At 69.2% G+C, this 24,913-nt stretch carries 19 protein-coding genes and 1 riboswitch; of the genes, 5 read left to right on the forward strand and 14 right to left on the reverse strand.

Annotated elements, in window-relative coordinates:
• Window positions 1-42 precede the first annotated feature (42 nt).
• Together KR541_RS04670 and pepN are read right to left on the reverse strand one after the other, a co-directional pair.
• Complete coding sequence (locus KR541_RS04670; protein WP_050011574.1) at window positions 43-1,056, reverse strand: class 1 fructose-bisphosphatase; 1,014 nt, start codon at window positions 1,054-1,056, stop codon at window positions 43-45.
• 279 nt (window positions 1,057-1,335) lie between these two features.
• The gene (pepN, locus tag KR541_RS04675; protein ID WP_050011573.1) at window positions 1,336-4,029 is read right to left on the reverse strand and encodes an aminopeptidase N; all 2,694 of its coding nucleotides are present in this window, start codon (window positions 4,027-4,029) and stop codon (window positions 1,336-1,338) included.
• 188 nt (window positions 4,030-4,217) lie between these two features.
• Here pepN and KR541_RS04680 point away from each other — a divergent pair, with 188 nt between their 5' ends.
• Window positions 4,218-4,928, forward strand: coding sequence for a DUF4136 domain-containing protein (locus KR541_RS04680; RefSeq protein WP_050011572.1), 711 nt, complete (start codon window positions 4,218-4,220; stop codon window positions 4,926-4,928).
• 54 nt (window positions 4,929-4,982) lie between these two features.
• Here KR541_RS04680 and KR541_RS04685 read toward each other — a convergent pair whose 3' ends face one another.
• From KR541_RS04685 to KR541_RS04720, 8 genes are all read right to left on the reverse strand, one after another.
• Window positions 4,983-5,555, reverse strand: coding sequence for a TMEM165/GDT1 family protein (locus tag KR541_RS04685; RefSeq protein ID WP_089488251.1), 573 nt, complete (start codon window positions 5,553-5,555; stop codon window positions 4,983-4,985).
• A 94-nt stretch (window positions 5,556-5,649) separates the two neighbouring features.
• Window positions 5,650-5,771: riboswitch (yybP-ykoY riboswitch) on the reverse strand.
• A 131-nt stretch (window positions 5,772-5,902) separates the two neighbouring features.
• A complete protein-coding gene (gene guaD, locus KR541_RS04690) occupies window positions 5,903-7,222 on the reverse strand; it encodes a guanine deaminase (protein WP_050011569.1) in 1,320 nt (439 codons plus the stop codon).
• Window positions 7,223-7,238: 16 nt separating this feature from the next.
• Window positions 7,239-7,580, reverse strand: a complete 342-nt coding sequence (locus KR541_RS04695) for a hypothetical protein (RefSeq protein WP_239468930.1) — start codon at window positions 7,578-7,580, stop codon at window positions 7,239-7,241.
• A gap of 27 nt (window positions 7,581-7,607) precedes the next feature.
• On the reverse strand, window positions 7,608-8,633 hold the full coding sequence (locus tag KR541_RS04700; RefSeq protein WP_089488252.1) for an adenosine deaminase: 1,026 nt from the start codon (window positions 8,631-8,633) through the stop codon (window positions 7,608-7,610).
• A gap of 18 nt (window positions 8,634-8,651) precedes the next feature.
• Entirely contained in the window at window positions 8,652-9,656 is a 1,005-nt protein-coding gene (xdhC, locus tag KR541_RS04705; RefSeq protein WP_050011566.1) for a xanthine dehydrogenase accessory protein XdhC, read from the reverse strand.
• Window positions 9,657-10,276: 620 nt separating this feature from the next.
• Window positions 10,277-10,789 carry a disulfide bond formation protein B gene (locus KR541_RS04710; protein WP_050011565.1) on the reverse strand — a complete coding sequence of 171 codons (513 nt, stop codon included), beginning with the start codon at window positions 10,787-10,789 and terminating at the stop codon, window positions 10,277-10,279.
• A 158-nt stretch (window positions 10,790-10,947) separates the two neighbouring features.
• Window positions 10,948-12,324 (reverse strand): amidase, encoded by a 1,377-nt coding sequence (locus tag KR541_RS04715; protein WP_050011564.1) that lies wholly within the window; start codon window positions 12,322-12,324, stop codon window positions 10,948-10,950.
• A gap of 6 nt (window positions 12,325-12,330) precedes the next feature.
• Complete coding sequence (locus KR541_RS04720) at window positions 12,331-13,011, reverse strand: GntR family transcriptional regulator (protein ID WP_050011563.1); 681 nt, start codon at window positions 13,009-13,011, stop codon at window positions 12,331-12,333.
• A gap of 280 nt (window positions 13,012-13,291) precedes the next feature.
• On the opposite strand from KR541_RS04720, the gene KR541_RS04725 reads away from it, so the two are divergent.
• Complete coding sequence (locus KR541_RS04725; RefSeq protein WP_050011561.1) at window positions 13,292-14,482, forward strand: gamma-glutamyl-gamma-aminobutyrate hydrolase family protein; 1,191 nt, start codon at window positions 13,292-13,294, stop codon at window positions 14,480-14,482.
• Between the two features lie 115 nt (window positions 14,483-14,597).
• Window positions 14,598-15,302 carry a DUF2968 domain-containing protein gene (locus KR541_RS04730; RefSeq protein WP_050011560.1) on the forward strand — a complete coding sequence of 235 codons (705 nt, stop codon included), beginning with the start codon at window positions 14,598-14,600 and terminating at the stop codon, window positions 15,300-15,302.
• A 78-nt stretch (window positions 15,303-15,380) separates the two neighbouring features.
• On the opposite strand, the gene KR541_RS04735 is transcribed toward KR541_RS04730, so the two are convergent.
• Complete coding sequence (locus tag KR541_RS04735; protein WP_216089391.1) at window positions 15,381-16,349, reverse strand: hypothetical protein; 969 nt, start codon at window positions 16,347-16,349, stop codon at window positions 15,381-15,383.
• A gap of 353 nt (window positions 16,350-16,702) precedes the next feature.
• Between KR541_RS04735 and tcuC the strand changes: the two genes are divergently transcribed.
• Window positions 16,703-17,998 carry an MFS transporter gene (tcuC, locus tag KR541_RS04740; protein WP_050011558.1) on the forward strand — a complete coding sequence of 432 codons (1,296 nt, stop codon included), beginning with the start codon at window positions 16,703-16,705 and terminating at the stop codon, window positions 17,996-17,998.
• A gap of 81 nt (window positions 17,999-18,079) precedes the next feature.
• Here the strand turns inward: tcuC and KR541_RS04745 are convergent, their stop codons facing one another.
• The gene (locus KR541_RS04745; RefSeq protein WP_425542603.1) at window positions 18,080-19,915 is read right to left on the reverse strand and encodes a tetratricopeptide repeat protein; all 1,836 of its coding nucleotides are present in this window, start codon (window positions 19,913-19,915) and stop codon (window positions 18,080-18,082) included.
• Between the two features lie 130 nt (window positions 19,916-20,045).
• Here KR541_RS04745 and KR541_RS04750 point away from each other — a divergent pair, with 130 nt between their 5' ends.
• Window positions 20,046-21,689, forward strand: coding sequence for an FAD-dependent monooxygenase (locus KR541_RS04750; RefSeq protein ID WP_050011556.1), 1,644 nt, complete (start codon window positions 20,046-20,048; stop codon window positions 21,687-21,689).
• A gap of 8 nt (window positions 21,690-21,697) precedes the next feature.
• Here the strand turns inward: KR541_RS04750 and KR541_RS04755 are convergent, their stop codons facing one another.
• Complete coding sequence (locus KR541_RS04755) at window positions 21,698-21,949, reverse strand: formate dehydrogenase subunit delta (protein WP_050011555.1); 252 nt, start codon at window positions 21,947-21,949, stop codon at window positions 21,698-21,700.
• 7 nt (window positions 21,950-21,956) lie between these two features.
• On the reverse strand, window positions 21,957-24,908 hold the full coding sequence (fdhF, locus tag KR541_RS04760; protein WP_050011554.1) for a formate dehydrogenase subunit alpha: 2,952 nt from the start codon (window positions 24,906-24,908) through the stop codon (window positions 21,957-21,959).
• Between the last annotated feature and the right edge of the window lie 5 nt (window positions 24,909-24,913).

Below are 24,913 nucleotides of genomic sequence, written 5' to 3' on the forward strand. Positions count from 1 at the left end.
TTGTACTGAGGTCTCGCACCTCCGTCCAGTGCTGCAGTGCAATTATTTTGCTTCGTCGTGATAGCCGGTCACGCGCTCGACTTCGTTCTTCGAACCGAGGAACACGGGCACGCGCTGGTGCAGGCCGGTCGGCTGCACTTCCATGATCCGCTGCGTGCCGGTCGTCGCGGCGCCGCCTGCCTGTTCGACGATGAACGACATCGGGTTCGCTTCGTACATCAGGCGCAGCTTGCCCGGACGATCGGGCGTGCGCTTGTCGGCCGGGTACATGAAGATGCCGCCGCGGTTCAGGATCCGGTGCACGTCGGCGACCATCGACGCGATCCAGCGCATGTTGAAGTTGTCGCCGCGCGGGCCGTCCTTGCCGGCGTTCAGCTCATCGACGTAGCGCTTGACCGGGTCGTACCAGTGGCGTGCGTTCGATGCGTTGATCGCGTATTCGCGCGTGTCGGCCGGGATCTGCATGTTGCTCTGCGTGAGCACCCACGAGCCGACTTCGCGGTCGAGCGTGAAGCAGTTCACGCCGTTGCCGGTCGTCAGCACGAACACCGTCTGCGGGCCGTACACCGCATAGCCGGCCGCGACCTGCTCGGTGCCGGGCTGCAGGAACGATTCCTCGGTCGCCTGCTTGCCGTCCGGGCAGCGCAGCACCGAGAAGATCGTGCCGATCGACACGTTCACGTCGATGTTCGACGAGCCGTCGAGCGGATCGAATACGAGCAGGTATTCGCCGCGCGGGTAGTTCGCCGGGATCGGGAAGAACGTCTCCATTTCTTCCGACGCCATCGCGGCGAGGTTGCCGCCCCATTCGTTCGCGTCGAGCAGGATTTCGTTCGACAGGATGTCGAGCTTCTTCTGCACTTCGCCCTGGACGTTCTCGCTGCCGGCGGTGCCGAGCGCTTCGCCGAGCGCGCCCTTCGACACGTTGTAGCTGATCGCCTTGCACGCGCGAGCGACGACTTCGATCAACAGGCGCAGGTCGGCGGGGAGGTTGTTGGTCTCACGTTGCTGTTCGATCAGGAACTTCGACAGCGTGGTGCGGCGGGCAATGGACATGACAGACTCCGAAAGGCCAAAGAATCCTTGAATGGCCGCAATTTTACCCGTCGCGCCTCCGCTGCCGCCGGCTTTTTTCGTCCGGTTACATGGGCGGGGCGCCGAATCGGCCCGGTATCGGGCGGCGATGACGGGGCGGGGCATGCATCACCGCGGAGACAGGCCGAGCGGTCCGACCCCGTGCGCGCGGTTTCGGCCGCGCGCGTGCAATAAAAAAGCCGGCGCCGCGTGAGGCGGCGCCGGCTCGATCGCGCGGACGCGACGGGACAATCGCGCGACTTACGCGAGCGCCTTCTCGACGATCTCGCGCACGTCGCGCGATTTCGCGCCGGCGGCGACCTGTTCGAGCGCTTCGCGCATCCGGTCGCGCAGCGCCGGCGTGAAGCGGCGCCACAGTTCGAGTGAGCGCGCGAGGCGCGCCGCGACCTGCGGGTTGATCGTGTCGAGCGCGAGCACCTGTTCGGCCCAGAACGCGTAGCCCGAACCGTCTGCCGCGTGGAATTGCGCGGGGTTCGCCGCGCAGAAGCTGAAGATCAGCGAGCGCGCGCGGTTCGGGTTCTTCAGGTTGAACGCGGGGTGCGCGAGCAGCTTGCGCACCTTCGCGAGCGTCGGCTGCGCGGGCGTACCGCGTTGCGCAGCCTGCATCGCGAACCACTTGTCGATCACGAGCGCTTCCTTCTCGAAGCGACGGTAGAAGTCGTCGAGCGCATGCTCGGCCGGCCCGTTCGCGCCTGCGGCGGCCGCGGACAGCAGCGCGCCGAGCGCCGCCGCGCGATCGGTCATGTTGTTCGCCGCGTCGTACTGGGCCGTGGCGATGCGTACGGCATCGGCCGGATCGTCGAGTTCGGCGAGATACGCGAGCGCGAGGTTCTTCAGCGCGCGGCGGCCCGACGCTTCCGGCGTCGGCTCGTAGGCGCCGGGCGTCTGGTGCTGCTCGTACGCGGCGAGCCACTCGGCGCGCAGCGCGGTCGCGAGCTGGCGGCGCACGAACTGGCGCGCGCGATGCACGGCGGCCGGGTCGGCCTCGGCCATCTGATCGGCGAGGTAGGTTTCCGACGGCAGCGTCAGCGCGAGTTCGCGGAACGCCGGCGACAGGTTTTCGTCGGTCAGCACGCGGCGGAACGCGGCGACGAAGTTCTCGCCGAGCGCGAGCGGCGCGTCGGCGGCGGCACGGGCGGCGAGCGTCAGCAGCGCGCGCGTCGCGAGGCGCTGGCCGGCTTCCCAGCGGTTGAACGGATCGCTGTCGTGCGCGAGCAGGAACGCGAGATCGTCGTCGCTGTAGTCGTACTCGACGATCACCGGCGACGAGAAGTTGCGCAGCAGCGACGGCAGCGGCGCTTCCGGCACGTCGACGAACGTGAAGGTCTGCTCGGTGTCGGTGAACACGAGCACGCGCGTCGTGCCCGATGCGGCGGCTTCGCCGTCCAGACGCAGCGGCAGGTCGCGGCCGTCGCGGCCGATCAGGCCGATCGCGAACGGGATCAGCAGCGGCCCTTGCTGCGTTTCGCGCGCGGCCGGCGACGCGTCGCCGTAGCCTTGCGCGAGGGTGACCGTATAGCGGCGCGCGGCTGCGTCGTACGCGGTGCGCACCGACACGCGCGGCGTACCGGCCTGGCTGTACCAGCGCTCGAACTGCGCGAGGTCGCGCCCGTTAGCGTCGGCCATCGCGTGACGGAAGTCGTCGCAGGTCACCGCGTGGCCGTCGTGGCGCTTGAAGTAGAGGTCCATCCCCTTGCGGAAGCCGTCGCGGCCGAACAGCGTCTGGTACATCCGCACGACTTCCGAGCCTTTCTCGTAGACGGTCATCGTGTAGAAGTTGTTGATCTCGACGTAGCTTTCCGGGCGTACCGGGTGCGCCATCGGGCCGGCGTCCTCGGCGAACTGCAACTGGCGCAGCACGCGCACGTCCTCGATGCGCTTGACCGCGCGGGCCGCCGATTCGACGTCGTTGCCTGCGGCCATGTCGGCCGAGAATTCCTGGTCGCGGAATACCGTCAGCCCTTCCTTCAGGCTCAGCTGGAACCAGTCGCGGCAGGTCACGCGGTTGCCGGTCCAGTTGTGGAAGTACTCGTGGCCGACCACCGACTCGATGTTCGCGAAATCGGTGTCGGTCGCGGTCTCGGGGTTCGCCAGCACGTACTTCGTGTTGAAGATGTTGAGTCCCTTGTTCTCCATCGCGCCCATATTGAAGTCGCCGACCGCGACGATCATGAAGCGGTCGAGATCGAGCTCGAGGCCGAAGCGTTTTTCGTCCCAGCGGATCGAATGGATCAGCGAATCCATCGCGTGACGCGTCTTGTCGAGATCGGCCGGTTCGACCCATACCTGCAGCAGCTTTTCCTTGCCGGAGCCGGTCGTGATCGTTTCCTCGATCGCGACGAGCTTGCCCGCGACCAGCGCGAACAGGTAGCTCGGCTTGCGGAACGGGTCTTCCCACTTCGCGAAGTGGCGGCCGTCGGGCAGGTCGCCCGAATCGACGAGGTTGCCGTTCGACAGCAGCACCGGGTACGCGGCCTTGTCGGCGCGCAGCGTGACCGTGTACGACGCCATTACGTCGGGGCGGTCGAGGAAGTAGGTGATGCGGCGAAAGCCCTCGGCCTCGCACTGCGTGAAGAAGTTGCCGCTCGACACGTAGAGGCCCGACAGCGTCGTATTCTGGTCGGGCGCGCACGCGCTTTCGAGCGTCAGCTCGAACGCGTCGGGCACGTTCTCGACCGTCAGGCCGTGTTCGTGCGCGCGCACCGCGCCGTGCGGCGCGCCATCCAGCCGCGCGCCGAGGAAGTCGAGCGCCTCGCCCATCAGCTCCAGGTGCGGGGTGGGCGCGGCATCCGGATTGCGGCGCACGCGCATCGTGTTCCTGACGATCGTGCGGGCCGGCGCGAGATCGAATTCGAGTGCGACGGAGTCGATGAGGAAGGCCGGCGGCGTGTAGTCGGCGCGGCGGATCACGGTGGAGGAGGCGTTGTCGGACATGGTCGTCGAGATCGGGTGGAGTGGGGGACGGGCCCGTCGCGCGGGCCAGGCGAACCGGGCCATTGTACAAAGGCTTGCGGCGGTGTGCCGGGCGAACTTTTTACCGCTTCCGGGAGTCCGCGTATTATCGGCATCCCGTTGTGCTTCGCGCGGTGCGACGAACGGGTGACGGATCGACGAGGATCAACATGAAACGCGAATGGATTTTTCGCGGTGCGGGCTGGGCGGCGGCGCTGTGCGTCGCGCTGCTGACGGGCTGCACCAGCTACGTGACCACCCGGGTCACGGCCTTCTCCGACTGGAGCGGCAGCGACGCGACCCGCACCTATGCGTTCACGCGCACGGACGCGCAGAAGAACAGCATCGAGCAGTCGACCTACGAGCCGATCGTCGCGAACGAGCTGTCCGCGTATGCGTTCCGGCAGGTGCCGCAGTCGCAGGCCCGCTATCTGGTCGGGCTGACCTATTCGGTCGGCAGCGATCTCGTGACGGTGCCGCAACCGGTCTACTATGATCCGTGGTTCATGGGGCCGGGGCCGTACTGGCGAGGCGGGCCGTGGAGTCCCTGGGGCCCGTGGGGTCCCTGGGGGCCGATGCCGGCCGGCTATGTCGCGCAGACGTACCAGGTGTTCGACTACATGCTCGGCATCCGCATCACCGAGCGCGCGACGGGCAAGGAGGTCTACAACGTGTCCGCGCGCACGACCGGCGACAACGGTACGCTGCTGTACGCGATGCCGTTCCTCGCGCGCAGCGCGCTCGCCGATTTCCCGTTGTCGAACGGGGCGGTCCGCACGGTCCGGCTGCCGGTCGACAAGCGCGGCGGGCCGGCGGCGCCGGCCGCCAACGAGCGCGCGGTGCCGGCGGCGCCCGCGTCGGGCGCTGCCGTCGCGAAGTAACGCGGCATTCCACCCTGGCGCGGCCGCCCGGCCGCGCCGTCAGTTTCCTTTCCGTCAGACTCCGACACCCAGCAGCGCCAGCGCGCCGAGCACGACGAACAGCACGGCCGCGATCCCGTGCACGAGCTTCGTCGGCAGACGGTGTGCGAAGCGGTCGCCGAGCAAGATCGCCGGCACGTTCGCGAGCATCATCCCGAACGTCGTGCCGGCCACGACGCCGATGTAATCCTGGAAGCGGGCGGCCAGCGCGACGGTCGCGATTTGCGTCTTGTCGCCCATCTCCGCGAGGAAGAACGCGACGAGCGTCGTGCCGAACACGCCGAGCCGCGAGCGCGTCGTATTGGCTTCGTTCTCGTCGAGCTTGTCCGGCACGAGAATCCACAGCCCCATCGCGATGAACGAGAACGCGAGCGCCCAGCGCATGATCGACGGCGTGACGAGCACGCCCAGCCATTCGCCGAGCGCGCCGGCAAAACCGTGGTTGACGAGCGTCGCGACGAGCACGCCGAGAATGATCGGCACCGGCTTGCGATAGCGCGCGGCCAGAACGAGGGAAAGCAGTTGGGTCTTGTCGCCGATTTCAGCGAGGGCGACGGCGCCGGTGGAGATCAGGAAGGCTTGAGACACGAATGGGGTTCCACGGGCCGTTGTTGTGCGTGCGAGCGACGATCCACCGCGCGCCGGGCCCTGATGCGGCGCGCAATGAACCATCGGTCTCGCCAGGCCAACGTGGCTGCGTCCGCCATGGCCGAACGGCCAAGTCTGTTGACGGACGCCTTCGTCACGATGCGCGCCGGGAGCGCGGGACATCGAGCGGAGCGGCTACTCCCCAATGAGCGGCGAATTCTAGCACGGTGCATCGCGCGCGGGAAAGCGGCCGGGGCCGCCGTGCGGCGCGCTGGAGCGGCTTCGATGTCCGGCGCATGCGCGACGGCGAAGCTGCCGCGCATGCCGGAACGGGGCCTCGCGGCGCGTTACGCGGCGGCCGGGGGGCGCGCGGCGCCGCGTTGGTGCACGAGTGCGCCGGCCGCATAGGTACGGTACACCGCGCGGTCGTCGCCGAGCAGCGCGAACGCGAACAGCAGTTCCTCGAGCGAATCCGCGCGCTGCGTGCGGCGCGCGAGCAGCGGCGTCGCCCGCGGATCGAGCACGACGAAGTCGGCCTCGGTGCGCGGCTTGAGCGTGCCGACCGTGTCGGCGAGGTCGAGCGCCTGCGCGGCGCCGGCCGTCGCGAGCCAGAACATCCGCGTGGCGGTCAGGTGATGGCCCGACAGCCGCGCGACCTTGTGCGCCTCATTCATCGTCTGCAGCATCGAGAACGACGTGCCGCCGCCGACGTCGGTCGCGAGCGTGACCGGCACGTCGTATTCGCCGGCCTTGTCGAAATCGAACAGCCCGCTGCCGAGGAAGAAGTTCGACGTCGGGCAGTGCGCGACGACGGTGCGCGTCTCGGCCATCCGGCGGCGATCCTCGTCGTCGAGATGAATGCAGTGGCCGTACACCGCGCGCGGCCGCAGCAGCCCGTAGCGGTCGTAGATGTCGAGATAGCTGCGGTGGCCCGGGAACAGCTCCGCCACCCATTTCACCTCGTCGACGTTTTCCGCGACGTGGCTTTGCACGAACACGTCCGGATGGCGGCGCGCGAGTTCGCCGCATGCCTCGAGCTGCGCCTCGGTCGACGTCGGCGCGAAGCGCGGCGTGAGCGCGTACATCTGGCGGCCGTTGCCGTGCCAGCGGCCGATCAGCTCGGCGCTGTCGTCATAGCCCGACTGCGCGGTGTCGCGCAGGAATTCGGGGCAGTTGCGGTCCATCAGCACCTTGCCCGCGATCATCCGCAGGTCGCGCGCGTCGCTCGCCGCGAACAGCGCATCGGCCGATTGCTTGTGCACCGTGCAGTAGACGAGCGCGCTCGTCGTGCCGCACGCGAGCAGTTCGTCGACGAAGAAGTCGGCGACTTCGCGCGCATGCTCGGGGTCGCCGAACTGGCGCTCGGTCGGGAACGTGTACTTGTCCAGCCACGGCAGCAGGCCGGGCGCCGGCGACGCGATCATGTCCGTCTGCGGATAGTGGATGTGCGTGTCGATGAAGCCGGGCACGATCAGCTTGTCGCGCAGATCGTGGACCACTGCATCGCGCGCGAGCGTCGCGGCGAGCGACGCATACGGGCCGGCCGTGACGACCTTGCCGTCGTCGACGATCAGGAGTCCGTCGGTCTCGTAGTTCGCGGCCTGGCTCGATTGCGCGGGGTCGCCGTTGAAGGTCAGCAGTTGGGAACGGAAAGCGGTTTGCGTCATGACGAAGGGTCCTGCATCAAGGTAAGGCGAACAGAAGAAAACGATCGGCGCCGCACGGGGCGGCACGGTGCTTCGCGAGCGGCGGCCGCCCGTGATGTGCGGCACGGCCGCACGCGATGGCGCGGGCGAACGTGGCGGCCGAAGCCGCCCGCGAGTGGTTGCGGGCGCACCTCGCGGCCGTTGCGCGCACATCCGTTACGCCCGCATCCGGTACGACGGCGACCGGCACGGCAAGCCGCGACGGCCGGTGCGGCCGGGCGGCGATGCACCGCGCCGTCGCCCGGCTTGCACGCACGCCACCGGCCCGGCGCAAGGCCGAACAGGGAATCGCGAAGCGGATGCCGTTGCCGTGTTTCATCTGTCTAGCGTGCCTCGATGCGGGCCGTCACGCGGCCTGCCAGTACGCGTCGAGGCGCGCGTACAGTGCGTCGCGCTGCGCCGGTTCGATGAACGACGCCTCGAAGCCGTTGCGGATCACCGCATGGACTTCGGCATCCGTGAGTTGCAGCCCTTCGGCCGTCGCGAAGTAGTTTTCGTTGACGTAGCCGCCGAAATAGGCCGGATCGTCGGAGTTGATCGTCACCGCCACGCCGCGGTCGAGCAGCGCCTTCAGCGTGTGCTTCGCCATGTCGTCGAACACGCACAGCTTCAGGTTCGACAGCGGGCACACGGTGAGCGCCGTGCGCGTTTTCGCGAGCCGCTCGACGAGCGCCGCATCCTCGATGCTGCGCACGCCGTGGTCGATCCGGTCGACCTTCAGCACGTCGAGCGCTTCGTAGATGTAGGCGGGCGGGCCTTCCTCGCCCGCGTGCGCGACGAGCTTCAGCCCGAGCGCGCGTGCCTTCTCGAACACCCGGGCGAACTTCGTCGGCGGATGGCCGAGCTCGGACGAATCGAGGCCCACGCCGATCAGCCGGTGGCGATAGCGCTCGAACAGCGGCAACGCGGATTCGAACGTCGCGAGCGCGTCCTCTTCGGACAGATGGCGCAGGAAGCACAGGATCAATTTGCTCGACAGCCCGCGGGGCTCGGCATCGGCGAGCGCGCGCTCGATGCCCGCGACGACCGTCTCGATCGGCACGCCGCGCTCGGTGTGCGTCTGCGGGTCGAAGAACAGTTCGGTGTGGACGACGTTGTCGGCGAGCGCGCGCTCGCAGTACGCGGCCGTCATGTCGTAGAAATCCTGCTCGGTGAGCAGCACGCTCGCGCCGGCGTAGTAGATGTCGAGGAACGATTGCAGATCGGTGAACGCGTACGCGGCGCGCAGCGCGTCGATCGAGTCGTACGCGAGCTTCACGCCGTTGCGCTGCGCGAGCGCGAAAATCAGTTCGGGCTCGAGCGAGCCTTCGATATGAATGTGCAGCTCCGCTTTCGGCGCGCGGGCGATCTTGTTCTTGAATGTCGGGGTCATGGCGTCGTTTTTGGTCGGTCAGTAGGTAGGGGAAGCCTGTGCGGACGCATTCGCCTCGACGGCCTGCAGCAACTGCGCGGCCACCGAGATCGCGATCACTTCGGGCGCCTTGTCGATGATGCCTTCGACGCCGATCGGGCAGCGCATCCGCGCGACCTGGGCCGGGTCGATGCCGATCGCGGCGAGGCGATGATCGAACTGCGTGCGTTTCGTATGCGAGCCGGTCATCCCGAAGTACGCATAGTCGCCGCGTCGCAGGATGCGCTCGGCCAGCACGAAATCGAGTGCGTGGTCATGCGTCATCACGACGAAGTAGGACTGCGGCGGCGCCGCGTCGACCGCGTCCGCCGGGGAAGCGGCCGCGTCGATCGCGAGATTGCCGATGCCGGCGAGCGCGTCGGCCGGCGGGAACGCCGCGTCGGGCCGGTCGATCCAGCGCACGTGGCATGGCAGCGTCGCCAGCACCTTCACGAGCGCGGTGCCGATGTGCCCCGCGCCGAACAGCATGACGGGGAACGCATACGGCGCGATCGTTTCGGTCATCAGCGATACGCCGCCGGTTTCCCACAGCAGGCAGTCGGCGCGCGCGGCTTCCGATTCGGGCTCGCTCAACAGCGGCGCGCCGGGCGAGGGGCCGAATGATACGCTACGCACGGTCGCGGCGCCGGCCGCGACGCGCTTCGCGAGCGACATGATCCAGCCGAGGTCGCCGACGTCGAGCCGCTCGAACGCGAGCACCACGGCGCCGCCGCAGCACTGGCCGAGGCTCGGGCCGAGCGCGAGCCGCTCGAGCCGGCGCGCGTGCGGCACGTGCGCGCCGTCCTTCAGCAGGTGCCGCGCGATCTCGATCGCCTTCCATTCCAGATGACCGCCGCCGATCGTATGGCGGGCCGTGTCGCGCGTGACGAGCATCTTGGTGCCGGCCTCGCGCGGCGCGGAGCCGTCGGTATGCGCGACCGTCACGAGCACGGCCGCTTCGCCGTGCGCGAGCAGTTGCTGCAGATCGCCGAGCCAGGCTTCCATCAGCACGCTCCGTTCGGGACGACGCGGCACGACGCGCGGCGCGCTCTGGCGGGCGCGGCGGCAACGAGGGCGGACAGGAGCGGGGCTGGCCGGCTGCACGGCCGATGCCGTGCGGCGGCCGCGGACCGACGGCGTGCGCGACCGGCGCCGCCGGACGCGCGGACGCCATGAGGGTGACGGATGCGGATGGTTTGCGTTGTCATGATGAATCCAGTCGACATTGCGGATCGGGCGCGCGTTACGCAGGCAGCGGTGAGACCGCCTGGCCTCGCGCACGTAGATCGCCATCCAGCCCCGAAGATAGCACCGCCACGCGGCGGGAACATGGCCGGGCGGTGATCCGGGCTATCAGGCGGCGATCATGTCGATCATAGGCCCGCCGCGCGGAATCGGGGGACCGATGCATGTACATCGGGCCGAAACGCATGTGGGGCGGGGCGGGGGCGCGGCGATCGCGCGACGCGCGCCAGCCCGGAACGCCGGGCGGCGGCGGGATAGGTGTTTATACGCGGCGACCGGGCAAGGCCGGCGCAGGCCGCAGCCGGGTGACGACTCGCCGGCGGCGCGCGGCCCATTCGGTCGGGCCGCGCATGCGATGGGCCGGCACCGCGGCCGGTGGGTCAACCCGCGAGCTTGCGGCGATGGCGCCAGAGGCTCGCGACGACCGCAATCAGGATCGCGGCGAAGCCGATCAGCGCCCAGCCGGGCAGCAGGATGCCCAGGATCGGCGGGTAGACGGTCTCGCACAGGCCGGCGACCTTGAACATGCCGGGGAACCACTGCGCGGGCGGCAGGCTGTCGACGATCGGCTGCAGCGTGTCGAAGCCGCAGCTGAAGCCCGGATTCATCTGGATCGACAGGTGCCGCGCGGCCGTGCCGACACCGCCGGCCGCGGCGATCGCGATCAGCAGTTCGAGCACCCAGACGCCGCGCCAGTTGCGGATCCCGGCAGCCAGGAACGCGAAGATCCCGATCGCGCAGAAGAAGTAGCGCTGGATGATGCACAGCGGGCACGGGTCTTCGTTCTTCACGTACTGCAGGTACAGCGCGCCGGCCAGCAGGGCGATGCACACCCATCCGAGCAGCATCAGCAGGCGGCGTTCGCGGCGGAGGGCAAGCGTGTAGTCGTTCATGTCGGCGGGATTCCTCGTCGGTCGGTCCGGAAAACAATCGCGCGATTTTAGCGCGAATGATCTGGCACGAAACTGACAGCGCGCGTGCGGCAACCTGCCGCACCGCGCGCGGGCCGCCGGCGATCGGCTTGCCATCGGCTTGCGATCGGCCGGCGCGGTCAGCGGATCGTGTTCAGTACGGCCTCGACCGATTGACCGATCGCAAGCAGCGCGTCGTCGCGATGCGGCGCCGCCGCGAGCATCAGACCGACCGGCGCCGCGTCGCGCGGATGGCACGGCAGCGACAGCCCGCACGCGTCGAGGAAGTTGAACGCGCTCGGGTTGCGCAGGATCAGCGCGTTGGTGCGCGTGAACGCGTCGTCGTCGGTTTCGAGTTCGGCGATGCGCGGCGGCACGACCGGCACCGTCGGCGCGACGAGCGCATCGAAGCGCGACCAGACCGTGTGCGCGGCTTCGTCGAGCATCGCGGCGCGCGCGGCCAGCAGGTCGAGATAGTCGGCCGCGCTCGCGGGTTCGCCCTTCAGGATCCGCGTCAGCACGCGCGGGTCGTACTGGTCGCGATGCTTCGCGAGCAGCGGACGGTGCCACGCGTACGCCTCGATCGGCGAGAAGCCGAAACGGTTGATCTCCGGCAGCCGGTCGAGCGCGGGGAAGCGCACGTCGGTGACGATCGCTCCGGCCGCTTCGAGATGCTTGAGCGCGGTGTCGAGCGCGGCCGCGACGTCGGCATCGACGCCGTCCGTCACGTAGTTCGTCAGCACGCCGAGCCGCACGCCTTCGAGCGGCCGCGCGGCCGGTACGTGTGGCTCGAGCCCCGCGAGCATCCGGTCGACCAGCGCGCAGCACGCGACCGTCAGGCCGATCGGGCCGAACGAGTCGAGCGTCGTCGACAGCGGCACGCCGCCTTGCGTCGGGATCCGGCTCGCGGTGGGCTTGAAGCCCGTCAGCCCGCATAGTGCGGCCGGAATACGGATCGAGCCGCCGGTGTCGGTGCCGAGCGCGACGGCGGCCATCCCGTCGGCGACCGACGCGGCCGCCCCCGACGACGAGCCGCCCGAAATCCGCGCATCGCCCGGCACGTCGCGGTGATACGGCGAGCGCGGGTGGCCGAAGTGTGGATTCAGCCCGAGCCCGGAAAACGCGAACTCGCTCATGTTGGTGCGGCCGACCAGCACCGCGCCCGCGCGCTTGAGCCGCGCGACGGCGACCGCATCGGTGTGCGCGGCCGGCGCGCCGTCGAGCACCCGCGAACCCGCGCGCGTGACCTGGCCCGCGACGTCGAACAGGTCCTTGACCGACACCGGAATGCCCGCGAGCGGCGACAGCACCGTGCCCGCGGCGCGCAGCCGGTCGTGCGCGTCGGCGGCCGCGCGGGCGTTGTCGGCATCGACTTCGGTGAAGACGACGGCGCCCTGGCCCGACGGATCGGCGATCCGGTCGAGCGCGGTGTCGACGAGCACGCGGCTCGTGGTCCGGCCGGCGGCGAGGTCGGCGGCGAGCTGGGCGAGCGGGGGGAAGGGCGTGAAAGTGGTCATGGCGGCTCAGGGGCGAAGATGTTGAAGAAGCGTGGAGCGGAACGAATCGATATGGCTTTCGACGGCCGCGCGCGCACCGGCGGCGTCGCGCGCGGACAGCCGGTCGAACAGCGCGCGGTGCTCGTGCTGGACGTCGGCGAGATGGTGCGGTTCGGACAGCGTGACGAACCAGAAGCGCAGCGAGCGCTCGTGCAGCGCGCGCAGGATGTCGGCGAGGACCGCATTGCGCGCGGCTGCGGCGATCGTCTGATGAAACGCGCGGTCGAGCTCCATCATGCCCTCGACGTCGTGCATGTCGACGCAGGCCTGCCCGTCGTCGAGCAGCGTGGCCAGGCGCGCGAGATCGTCGGGGGTCGCATGGCGCGCGGCGAGTTCGGCGCAGTGCGCTTCGTTGACGCGCCGCACGTCGATCACCGCGACGATGTCGTCGAGCGACAGCGGCTGCACCATCAGGCCCTTGCGCGGCATCACGGACAGCAGCCCTTCGAGCACGAGCCGATGCACGGCCTGATGCACCGGCGTGCGGCCGATGCCCGTGCGTGCGACGAGGTCGGCTTCGTTCAGCGCGGCGCCCGGCTTCAGGCGCATCGTGATGATGTCGCGCTGGATCAGCGCGTACGCGCGGTCGGCGAGGCTGGCTGGCGACGCGGCGGCCCGGTCGCGGGTGAGGTCGGTCACGGTACTCATGCCGGTGGCGGCGCGGCGGCCGGGAGGGGCGCGATCATGGCGCGGAGGCTCGGAAAGCGTGGACGATCGCTGGATATTATTGTGATATATCAGTAGTGTCCAGCGCCAGCGAGGCCGGGCAATCGGTGCCGACGCGCGAGCGGCGTCGTTCTGCGGCGTGCGTGGCCGCCGACTTGCAACAATATCGACAGGATGTTGCAGGTTTGCCGCGCGATCGTGCACTGAAGCATAATGAATCCTCGTCTATCCCTACGCGCGAGCGACGCATCAGACTATCGTCATGAGCGAAAACACGCCTTCCCCGGCCGGTCTGCCCGGCACCTCTTCCGCTTCTTCCGATTCCCCCCGTCCCGATCCGGCGAAAACGCCCGATGCGCCGGCCACGCAGGCCGCCGCGGAGCATGTCGCCGATGACGGCGCGTCGCCCGTCACGGCTGCATCCGAACCCGGTGCGCCCGGTGCGGCAGGCGCCGTCGGCGATGGCGCGGCCGCGCCCGCGCCGCTGAAGCCAGGCGCACCGCCGCCCGGATTCGGCGCGCCGCCCGATTTCGACACGCCGCGGCCGCCGCCCGCGAGCGCGCAGAATGCGCCGCCCGCCTATCTGAAGCAGAGCGACACGCCGTGGTCGGTGTTCGGCCGGATCGTCGCGGCGCGTGCGCGGCGGCTGTTCGACCGCGCCGGCCAGCGCATCACGCAGCGCACGCTGCGCATCGGCGTGTCGGCGCGGATCTTCCATCCGGAGCCGGGCGCGAAGGGGCTGCGCGGCAAGACGCTGCAGTATCTCGAGGAATCGATCGCCCACTGGGTGATGTCGCGCGACGTGCTCGTGTTCATGATTCCGACCGTCGGCCATCAAGGCATGATCCATCCGAGCAACATCCGCCTGCGCGATTACGCGAAGCATCTCGACGGCCTGCTGCTGCAAGGCGGCGCCGACGTGTCGCCGCAAACCTATGCGGCGTCGGATGCGCGTCCCGAATGGCCGGGCGATCGCGTGCGCGACATGTACGAGCTCGAACTGCTGCACGAATTCGTCGAGTCCGGCAAACCCGTGCTCGGCGTATGTCGCGGCTGCCAGCTGATCAACGTCGCGTTCGGCGGCTCGCTGTACCAGGACATCGCGACCGACGTGCCGACCGCGCACGCGCACGTGAGCGAGCATTACGACCAGCATCGTCACGCGATCCGCTTTCCCGATTCGTCGACGCTCGCGAGCATGTTCCCGGGGCGCAGCGAAGCGATCGTCAACTCGATTCACCACCAGGCGATCCGCGATCTCGGCCGCGATCTGAACATCGAGGCCGTGTCGGCCGGCGACGGGATCATCGAAGGCATTCGCCATCGCCGTTCGCCGTTCGTCGTCGGCGTGCAGTGGCATCCGGAGTTCCATCGCGCGGGCGGTTCCGAACTGCTCGACTGCACGCCGCTGCTCGACGCGTTTCTGCGCGCGGCGCGCGAAACGCGTCTGTAGCACGCCGTATTTTCCGTGCTGAACGAAGGCCGGCCGCATCCCGATTAATTCGAGATGCGGCCGTTTCGTTTTGCACGATAATCGCGAGTCCCGATTCGTTCGCCGGAGTCTGACGTTGGCTTTCCGAAATTTCTCCCCTGCACGATGCGCAACGTGGATCGTTGCGCTGGCTGCCTGCGCGCAAGCGGGCACGGCCTGGTCTACCGACGCGACCGCACCCGTCGCCGGTACGCGTCCGGCGGTCACGAGCCTGAGCGGCAGCGCGGCGCCGGCGCCGGCGCCGGCGGCGTCGGCCGCGACGGACGCCGCCGTGCAAGGCAACGTCGCCGAGCTGACGCAGATGCTGCACGACGGCCGGATCGTCGAGATGCGCACGACGTACAACGGCAGCTACGGTGCGAGCCTGATGTTCGATCCGCGCGAGATGACGTATTACGTCGCGCTGTTCCAGGACAAGAACCTGTGGCGCGTGATTCGTTCGCAGGAAAAGACGCGCGCGGAGATGGTGTACGCGAATTTCGTCCAGCAGACGGCGCAGCTCGCCGAGATCGAGATCCGCCGGACCGAGCTGCAGGCGCAGAAGGCATTTCTCGAACGCGTGATCGCGCTGCAGGCGAATCGTGCGCAGCAGTTGCAGGCCGATCTGAGCGTCGCGCGCAGCCAGCAGGCCGAAGTCGCGCAGCGGCAGAAATCGGCGCAGGAGCAGGCGCAGGCGCTGCAGGTCGAGAAGCGGGCGGCGCAGTTGCAGTTGCGCGATCTGCAGGAGCAGGTGCGGCAACTCGAGAAGCAGACCGAGACGGGGCTGCCCGTGCACAAGTAACGTGTCGTCGAGCGGACGAAACGAGACGAGCGAAAACCCGGCGAAGCGATCTTCGCCGGGTTTTTTATTGCGCGGGCGTCAATGCGCGAACGCGTCCGGCACGTCGGTCACGCGGCGGTGCGACAGGTGCGACGTCCAGTCGACGCCGGCCGGCGGGTGCGCCGGCCGGGCCGGCTGCGCGGCGCGCAGCGCGTTCGCCATGGCGATTAGCGCGGCCGGAGCGTCGAGCGAATCGCGCGTATCGCGCGTGCCTGCGATTTGCGGCGGCGGAGCGAGCCGGTCGCGTGTGCCGGTGTGGGTCGCTGCGCGCAGGAGCGGCGCACGCTGGAGCGGCTGATGTGCGGCGAGCCGCGGCACGACCGGCGTGCGGGTCGGGGCGTTTGCCGTGCGCTGGCCGGTTGCCCGACGTGGCGAAGCAGGGGCGGCATGCCGCACGTCGGCCGTCGCTTGCGGGCGAAGCGTTGCGGGTCGAAGCGCGACGCGATGCTTGGCTGGCGGCGATTCGACCGTGTTCGCGACAGGCGTCGCCACCTTGTGCTGCGGCATCGCATGCGTCGACGTATCCGGTTGCGCCGCCGCGATACGTATCGTGCCGGTCGATGTCGCGGCGTGATCGGGCGTACTGCCGGCCGCCTGGATCGCGTACGCGGGACCGGAACCCGCGGGCCGGTCGTACGTGCCGATCAGCCAGCCGATGATGCCGAGCGCGCCGATGCTCCAGCAGACGACGTACATCGCGCGCCGGTCGCGAGCGTGGCGCGCGGAATGGCGCAAGCGCCGGCCCGGGACAACTGCCGACGGGACAGGCAGCCCGGCCGAAGCCGGCAGCGACGCCGCCACGGATAGCGGCTGCCATCGGCACTCGCGGTGCGGTCGGTCGACATCGATGCAGGACGTCGTCAGCGTCGCGAGGCAGTTCCTGCCGGGCCCTGTGCCGGGTGCGCCGCGAAATCGCCATTCGCGGCCGAACGGCGGGACGTGGTCGAGCGGGGTGGCGCGAGGGCGGGCGAGCGCGCCTTCGACCGGGACGAGGGGCGATGGGATCATGGCAGGGGCGTCGTGCGACACGGGCATCCGTGCCGGCGCGGCGTGAAAATGTCGTCGCAAATCGTGACATTGTGGTCAGCCGGCGAAGGTCGGTCGATCAGATCGATCTGATTCTTGTGTCCGCTTCGGGGCGACTTGTACGAGGCGGACATCGCGACGTCGGTGACAGGGGCGCTACAAGGCAAATGTCGGGTTGCCGTGGCATGATTCGCGGATCATGCCGGCGGCGCGCCGTTACGCGCCGTGCCGCCGGCGGGCAGCGATGCCCGTGCGCGTCGGCCCGACCCGGCGCGGCGCGCGTCGCCGGATCCATGCGGCGCGGTATTCGCGCCATCCGAGCTGAGCGAGAAACCATGTCCACAGCGTCGCCTGCCATCGCGCAGGAATCGAAAGTCCGCACCGTCTTCCGGGTCGTCAGCGGCAACTTCCTGGAAATGTACGACTTCATGGTCTACGGGTATTACGCGTCGGCCATCGCGAAAACGTACTTTCCGAGCGGCAACGCGTTCGCGTCGCTGATGCTGTCGCTGTCGGTATTCGGCGCGGGCTTCCTGATGCGACCGGTCGGCGCGATCGTGCTCGGCGCGTATATCGACCATCACGGCCGCCGCAAGGGGCTGATCCTGACGCTCGGGCTGATGGCGATCGGCACGCTCGCGGTGGCCGCGATACCGGGCTATGCGACGATCGGCGTGCTCGCGCCGGTGCTCGTGCTGCTCGGCCGGTTGTTGCAGGGCTTCTCGGCGGGCGTCGAACTCGGCGGCGTGTCGGTCTACCTGTCGGAGATCGCGACGAAGGGCCACAAGGGGTTCTATACGTCGTGGCAGTCGGGCAGCCAGCAGGTGGCCGTCGTGTTCGCCGCGTTCGTCGGCGTCGTGCTGAACCGCGCGCTGCCGGTCGAGGAAATGACCGCGTGGGGCTGGCGCATTCCGTTCCTGATCGGCTGCCTGATCGTGCCGTTCCTGTTCCTGATCCGCCGTTCGCTGAAGGAGACCGACGAATTCCTCGCGAAGCGCCACCGCCCGACGATGGGCGAGATCATGCGCTCGATGCTCGACAACTGGGGTGTCGTGGTGGCAGGCATGGGGATGGTGATCATGACGACGGTGTCGTTCTACATGATTACCGCGTACACGCCGACGTTCGGCAAGGAAGTGCTGCATCTGTCGTCGCTCGATGCACTCGTCGTGACCGTCTGCGTCGGGATCTCGAATCTCGTGTGGCTGCCGCTGTCCGGTGCGCTGTCCGACCGTATCGGCCGCCGCCCGGTGCTGATCGCGTTCACCGTGCTGACGCTGCTGTCGGCTTACCCGGCCGTGCGCTGGCTCGTCGGCGATCCGTCGTTCCTGCGGCTGCTCGCGGTCGAGCTGTGGCTGTCGTTCCTGTACGCGTCGTACAACGGGGCGATGGTCGTCGCGCTCACCGAAGTGATGCCGGCCGACGTGCGGACGGCCGGTTTCTCGCTCGCGTACAGCCTGGCCACGACGATCGGCGGCTTCACGCCGGCGATCTCGACGCTGCTGATCCACCAGACCGGCAACAAGGCGGCGCCGGGGCTGTGGCTGAGTGTGGCCGCGATCTGCGGCTTGATCGCGACGCTCGTGCTGTACCGCACGTCCGACGCGCGCAACCAGTACAAGTCGGCCTGACGGCGGCCGGCATAGTGCGCGACGTCGGCCGCGGATCACCTTGAACAAGGGAGCGCAATGCGCTCCCTTGTTCGTTTGCGGTCATGCTTCGCGCAGCATGTCGGCCACCGTGGCCGCCACGTCGGGCCACGCGCCCGGCGCAGGCTGGCGCGCGATGCTGGCGCGCGCATACCACGGGCAGTCGTCGCCGGTGAACCAGCGCCAGTCGGGAGCGAACGGCAGCATGACCCACAGTGGCTTGCCGAGCGCGCCCGCGAGGTGCGCGACCGCCGTGTCGATCGTGACGACGCCGTCGAGGCGCTCGACCAGCGCGGCCGTATCGGCAAAGTCGTTCAGCCGGCCGTCGAGACGATGCACGCGCGGATGCGCATCGACGCGCGCGCGTTCGTCGTCGTCGAGCGCGGGCTGCAGCACGATCCAGTCGATGTCCGGCAGCGCGAGCAGCGGCGCGAGCGCATCGAACGGCATCGAGCGGTTTTCCTGCGCCTGTCGGCGCCCCGACCACGCGAGGCCGAACTTGCGCTTCGACTGCCCGCCGAGCGAGCCGCGAAAGCGCCGCCGGGCGCCGTCGGGTGCATCGAGGTAGCGCGAGCCGACGATGTCTTCCGGCTGAAGCCCGAGCAGGAACGGCAGGCTCATCAGCGTGCAGGCGACGTCCGCGGCCGGCGGCTTCGCGGCGCCTTGCGGGACGAGCGTCACGCGCCAGCGCGCGGCGGCCGGCGTCAGCAGCGCGACGAGTTCCGGCTGGACTTCGAGCACGACGCGCGCGCAGCGTGCGCGCACCTGCGGCACGAAGCGGACGAACTGCAGCGTGTCGCCGAACCCCTGTTCCGCGCGGATCAGCAGCGTGCGCGACGTAATCGGCTCGCCTTGCCAGCGCGGCAGCGCGCCGAGCGGCGTCGCGCCGGGCGTCTCGTGACGCGCTTCGTACGCGGGCAGGCCGCGCGTGAAGTCGCGCAGCGTCAGCAGCGTGACCGCGCGATGCAGCCGCGCGAGCTTGAGATCGGGCGCGACGCGCAGCGCCTGGTCGAATGCGCGCAGCGCCATCTCGTGCGCGCCGAGCGCGTGATGTGCGTTGCCGAGATTCAGCCACGCGAGCCCGAACGACGGATCGAGCCCGACGGCGCGCTCGTAGTAGGGCAGCGCGTCGCGGTGGCGCGCCTGCGCGCAGAGTGCGTTCGCGAGCCCGAACAGCGCGAGCGGAAACGGCGGGTGCAGTGCGAGCGCGGCTTCGAACGCCGCGGCCGCCTCGGCATGCCGGCCGACCGCATCGAACGTGTTGCCGAGATTGAAATGCGCGGCGACGAACCGCGGCTGCGCGGCGATCGCAGCCTGGAAGTGCGCGATCGCATCGTCGGCGCGACCCATCGCGCTCAGCGCCATCGCGAGGTTGTTGTGCGCGCCCGCATGGCCGGGCCGCAGCTCGAGCGCGCGACCGAACGCGGCGAGCGCGTCGTCGTGGCGGCCGAGCGCGTTCAGCGCGTTGCCGAGATTGTTGTGGATCGATGCGTCGTCGGGCGTGAGCCGCAGCGCACGGCCGAACGCGTCGATCGCATCGTCGTGACGCTGCAGCGCCGCATACGCGTTGCCGAGGTTGTAGTGCGCGAGCGGGAATTCGGGCGCGAGCGTCAGCGCGTTGCGGAAGCGGTCGATCGCTTCGTCGAGCCGGCCCAGCGCTTTCAGCGCGTTGCCGAGATTGAGCTGCAGCGCGGCATCGTCCGGACGCAGCGCGACGGCGCGGCCGACGAGGTCGGCTGCCTCGGCATGCTGGCCCTGCTGGTGCCGCAGCACGCCGAACAGGTGCAGCGCGTCGGCGTTGGCAGGGTTGGAGGCGAGTGCGTGGCGATAGCCGTGCTCGGCCTCGGCGAGGCGGCCCGCGCGATGTGCGGCGTACGCCCGGTCGAATGCGGAATCCATGACGCGAAAAGGGGCGGAAAGCGCGTATTTTCCCACACCGCGCGGCGAGGCCGCGCATCGGCCGGTCGGCATATGGCCCCGTCACGCGGAGCGGCGTAGACTGGCAGGGTCGCGTGTCATCGAGGTCTCCATGGCTGACACACTATCCGATATCCCGCCCGTGCTGATCGTCGGCGCGGGGCCGACCGGCCTTGCCGCGGCGATGAGCCTCGCGCGGACTCGCGTGCCGGTGCGCATCATCGATCGTCTCGCCGCACCGGCGCCGTTTTCGCGTGCGATCGGCATCCAGGCGCGCACGCTCGAACTGCTGGAGCAGCATCGCGCGGTCGAACCGTTTCTCGCGCTCGGCCATCGCGCGCATGCGGCCGAGCTGCATGCCGACGGCCGCGTGATCGCGCGACTCGATTTCGATCCGCTGCAAACGCGCTATCCGTATCTGATGTTTCTCGACCAGAGCGTCACCGAGCGGCTGCTCGCCGAGCACCTGGCCGGAATGGGGGTGACCGTCGAACGCGGTACGGCGCTGACCGCGTGCGACACGGGCGCTACGTCGCTCGACGTGACGCTGCGCCGCGCCGACGGCCGCGACGAGTCGTTCGCGCCGTCGTACCTGATCGCCGCCGACGGCGCGCACAGCACGGTCAGGCACCTGCTCGGCCTGGGCTTTACCGGACATGCGTTCGAACAGACTTTCCTGCTGGCCGATTTCGCGGCGATACCCGACTGGTCCGACGAGGAGATCCACCTGTTCACGACGCCCGCGGGCATCGCGGGCCTGTTTCCGATGGGCGGCGGCCGTTACCGGCTCGTCGCGGACCGGCCGCCCGGCAGCGGCGCGTCGCCCGACTCGACGCCGTCGCTCGACGAATGCGACACGATCATCCGCGCGCGCGTCGGCGCATCGATCTCGCCAAGCGATCTCGCGTGGTCGTCGTATTTCCATCTCCACAGCCGGATGGTCGACCGGCTGCGTCACGGCCGCGTGTTTTTCGCGGGCGACGCCGCGCACGTTCACAGCCCGGCCGGCGCGCAGGGCATGAACACCGGCATCCAGGAGGCGTTCAACCTCGGCTGGAAGCTCGCGCGCGTGCTGCGCGCCGGTGCGCCCGAGCGGTTGCTCGACACGTATCACGCGGAGCGCCATCCGATCGAGCGCGACGTGTTGCGGCAGACCGGTTTCGTCACGCAGGTGGTCGAAGCCGAGCGCGGCGCGATGAAGCTGCTGCGCGATCACGTCGTGCCGCTGCTGGCATCGTTCGGGCCGATGCGCGACGCGCTCAGGCGCACGGTCAGCGAGCTCGGCGTGCAGTACCGGAAGAGTCCGCTCACGCTCGAGCGCGTGCTCGACGGCGGTCCGCGCGCGGGCGAGCGCGCACCCGACGCGCTCGTGCACGTGCTCGACGGGCCGCTCGGTCGCGCGCCCGGCACGGCGCGGCTATACGATCTTCACGATCCGGCGAGTTTCACGCTGTTGCTGCTGGAAGAGCCGGCGAATACCGACACCGGCGAGGTGCCGCCGATCCCGGCCGATGCGCAGGCGCTCGTGCAGGGGCTCGAACGGATCATGCCGGAAGCGGTGCGCGTGTGGCGCGTCGCCGATGCCGAAGGCGACGGCGCCGCGGGGCTCGCGCAGGAATACGGCCGCTCGCGGCCGTCGTTCTATCTGCTGCGGCCGGACGGCTATGTCGCCGCGCGCGGGCGCACGGCGACCGACGCGAACGCGCTGCTGCGCCACTGCGAAAGCTGGTTCGCGGGCATGTCGGTATCCGCGTAGCCGCGCGCTCAGGCGGGCGCCGCGGCAGGGACGAGCGACGCGCGATGCGCGGCGATCGCATCGCGCACGATCGGCGCCGCGCGCTGTCCGGCTTCACTCGACGGATCGTCGAGCGCGGCGAGCAACGCGCGACGCATCCGCGGCTCCCAGAAGCGCCGGATATGCTCGGCGATGCCGGCCAGCGCTTCGTCGCGATCGGGCATCGATTCGAAGAACGCGCCGATCTGGTTGGCCATGTCGATCAGGTGGTCGTGGTCCATGGTTGCCTCACTTGCCCGTCGTCGCGGCGGCCGGCTCGGCGGCGCGGCGCTCGAGCAAATCGAGCTGCTCCGAGTTGAAGCGCGCATACGCTTGTTGCCAGTCGGACGGTTGCGCCACCGGCAGCACCTGCACGGCCGTCACCTTGTATTCCGGGCAGTTCGTCGCCCAGTCGGAGCTGTCCGTCGTGATCACGTTCGCCCCCGATTCGGGGAAGTGGAACGTCGTGTACACGACGCCCGGCTGCATGCGCTCGGACACCAGCGCGCGCAGCACCGTCTGCCCCGCGCGCGATTCGATGCCGACCCAGTCGCCGGTGCGGATCCCGCGGTCCTCCGCGTCGTGCGGATGGATCTCGAGGCGATCCTCTTCGTGCCACCGGACGTTTTCGGTCCGGCGCGTCTGCGCGCCGACGTTGTATTGCGACAGGATGCGGCCCGTCGTCAGGATCAGCGGATAGCGCTGTGTGACCTTCTCCGGCGTCGGAATGAACTTGGTGATCACGAACCGCCCCTTGCCGCGCACGAACGTGTCGATGTGCATGGTCGGCGTGCCTTCCGGCGCGTGTTCGTTGCACGGCCACTGGATGCTGCCGAGCGCGTCGAGCTTCTCGTACGACACGCCCGAGAAGGTCGGCGTGAGCCGCGCGATCTCGTCCATGATTTCCGACGGATGCGTGTAGTGCATGTCGTAGCCGAGCGCCTGCGACAGCAGCAGCGTGACTTCCCAGTCCGCGTAGCCCGCGAGCGGCGGCATCACCTTGCGCACGCGCGAGATCCGGCGCTCCGCGTTCGTGAACGTGCCGTCCTTTTCGAGGAACGTCGAGCCCGGCAGCAGCACGTGCGCGTATTTCGCGGTTTCGTTCAGGAAGATGTCCTGCACGACGATGCATTCCATCGCCGACAGCGCGGCCGCGACGTGCTGCGTGTTCGGGTCCGACTGGACGATGTCCTCGCCCTGGCAGTAAAGCCCCTTGAAGCTGCCGTCGAGTGCCGCGTCGAACATGTTCGGGATGCGCAGCCCCGGCTCCGGCTGCAGCGTGGCCGACCACGCCTGTTCGAACTGCGTGCGCACGACCTCGTCGCTGATGTGCCGGTAGCCGGGCAGTTCGTGCGGGAACGAGCCCATGTCGCACGAACCCTGCACGTTGTTCTGGCCGCGCAGCGGATTGACGCCGACGCCTTCGCGGCCGACGTTGCCGGTCGCCATCGCGAGGTTCGCGATGCCCATCACCGTCGTCGATCCCTGCGCGTGTTCGGTCACGCCCAGGCCGTAATAGATCGCGGCGTTGCCGCCCGTCGCGTACAGGCGTGCGGCCTCGCGCACCAGCTCGGCCGGCACGCCCGTCACGTCCGCGGTCGCCTCGGGCGAATTGTCCGCCTGCGCGACGAAGTCGCGCCATTGCTCGAACGCGCGCGTGTCGCAGCGCTCGGCGACGAAGGCGTCGGCCACCAGCCCTTCGGTGACGATCACGTGCGCCAGTGCGTTGACGATCGCGACGTTGGTGCCGGGGCGCAGCTGCAGATGATGCGTGGCCTTCACGTGCGGGCCGTCGACGACGTCGATGCGGCGCGGGTCGATCACGATCAGCTTCGCGCCTTCGCGCACGCGCCGCTTCAGCCGCGAGCCGAACACCGGATGGCCGTCGGTCGGGTTCGCGCCCATCACGACGATCACGTCGGCCTGGCCGACCGATGCGAACGTCTGCGTGCCGGCCGATTCTCCGAGCGTCGTCTTGAGGCCATAGCCGGTCGGCGAGTGGCACACGCGGGCGCAGGTATCGACGTTGTTGTTGCCGAACGCCGCACGCACGAGCTTCTGCACGAGATAGGTTTCCTCGTTCGTGCAGCGCGACGACGTGATCCCGCCGATCGAATCGCGGCCGTACTTCTGCTGCAGCTTGCGGAATTGCGTCGCCGCGTAGGTGAGGGCTTCGTCCCAGCTCACTTCGCGCCACGGGTCGGTGATCTTCTCGCGGATCATCGGCTTCGTGATGCGGTCCTTGTGCGTCGCATAGCCCCACGCGAAGCGTCCCTTCACGCACGCGTGGCCTTCGTTCGCGAGACCGTTCTTGTGCGGCGTCATGCGCACGACCTGCGTGCCCTTCATCTCGGCCTTGAACGAGCAGCCGACGCCGCAATACGCGCAGGTCGTGACGACCGAGTGCTCGGCCTGCCCGAGCTGCACGACGGATTTTTCCTGCAGCGTGGCCGTCGGGCAGGCGGCGACGCACGCGCCGCACGACACGCATTCCGACGCCATGAACGATTCGCTTTCGCCGGCGGCGACGCGCGATTCGAAGCCGCGCGCGGCGATCGTCAGCGCGAACGTGCCCTGCGTTTCCTCGCACGCGCGTACGCAGCGGTTGCAGACGATGCACTTCGACGGATCGTACGTGAAGTACGGATTCGATTCGTCCTTCGTGTCCTTCAGGTGATTGGCGCCATCGAAGCCGTAGCGCACTTCGCGCAGCCCGACCACGCCGGCCATGTCCTGCAGCTCGCAGTCGCCGTTGGCCGGGCAGGTGAGGCAGTCGAGCGGGTGATCGGAGATGTACAGCTCCATCACGTTGCGGCGCAGGGACTGCAGCCGGTCCGACTGCGTGCGCACCTTCATGCCGGCTTCGGCCGGCGTCGTGCACGACGCCGGATAGCCGCGCCGGCCTTCGATCTCGACGAGGCACAGCCGGCACGAGCCGAACGGCTCGAGCGAATCGGTCGCGCACAGCTTCGGGACGTTGACGCCGGCTTCGATCGCCGCGCGCATCACCGATGTGCCGGCCGGCACCGTGACCGGCTGGCCGTCGATTTCGAGCGTGACGTCGGTATCGGCGTACCGTTGCGGCGTGCCGTAGTCGGTCTCGTCGTGCGGATCGCGTGCGTGCGCCTGGGCGGCGCTCTTGCACGCGCATTGGCCCGAGCCGCAGCCGCCTTGGCGGACGTTGTTCGTGTCGAGGGACATGCAGG

Origin of the sequence: Burkholderia sola (genome assembly GCF_905400185.1) — a bacterium.
GTDB lineage: Bacteria > Pseudomonadota > Gammaproteobacteria > Burkholderiales > Burkholderiaceae > Burkholderia > Burkholderia sola.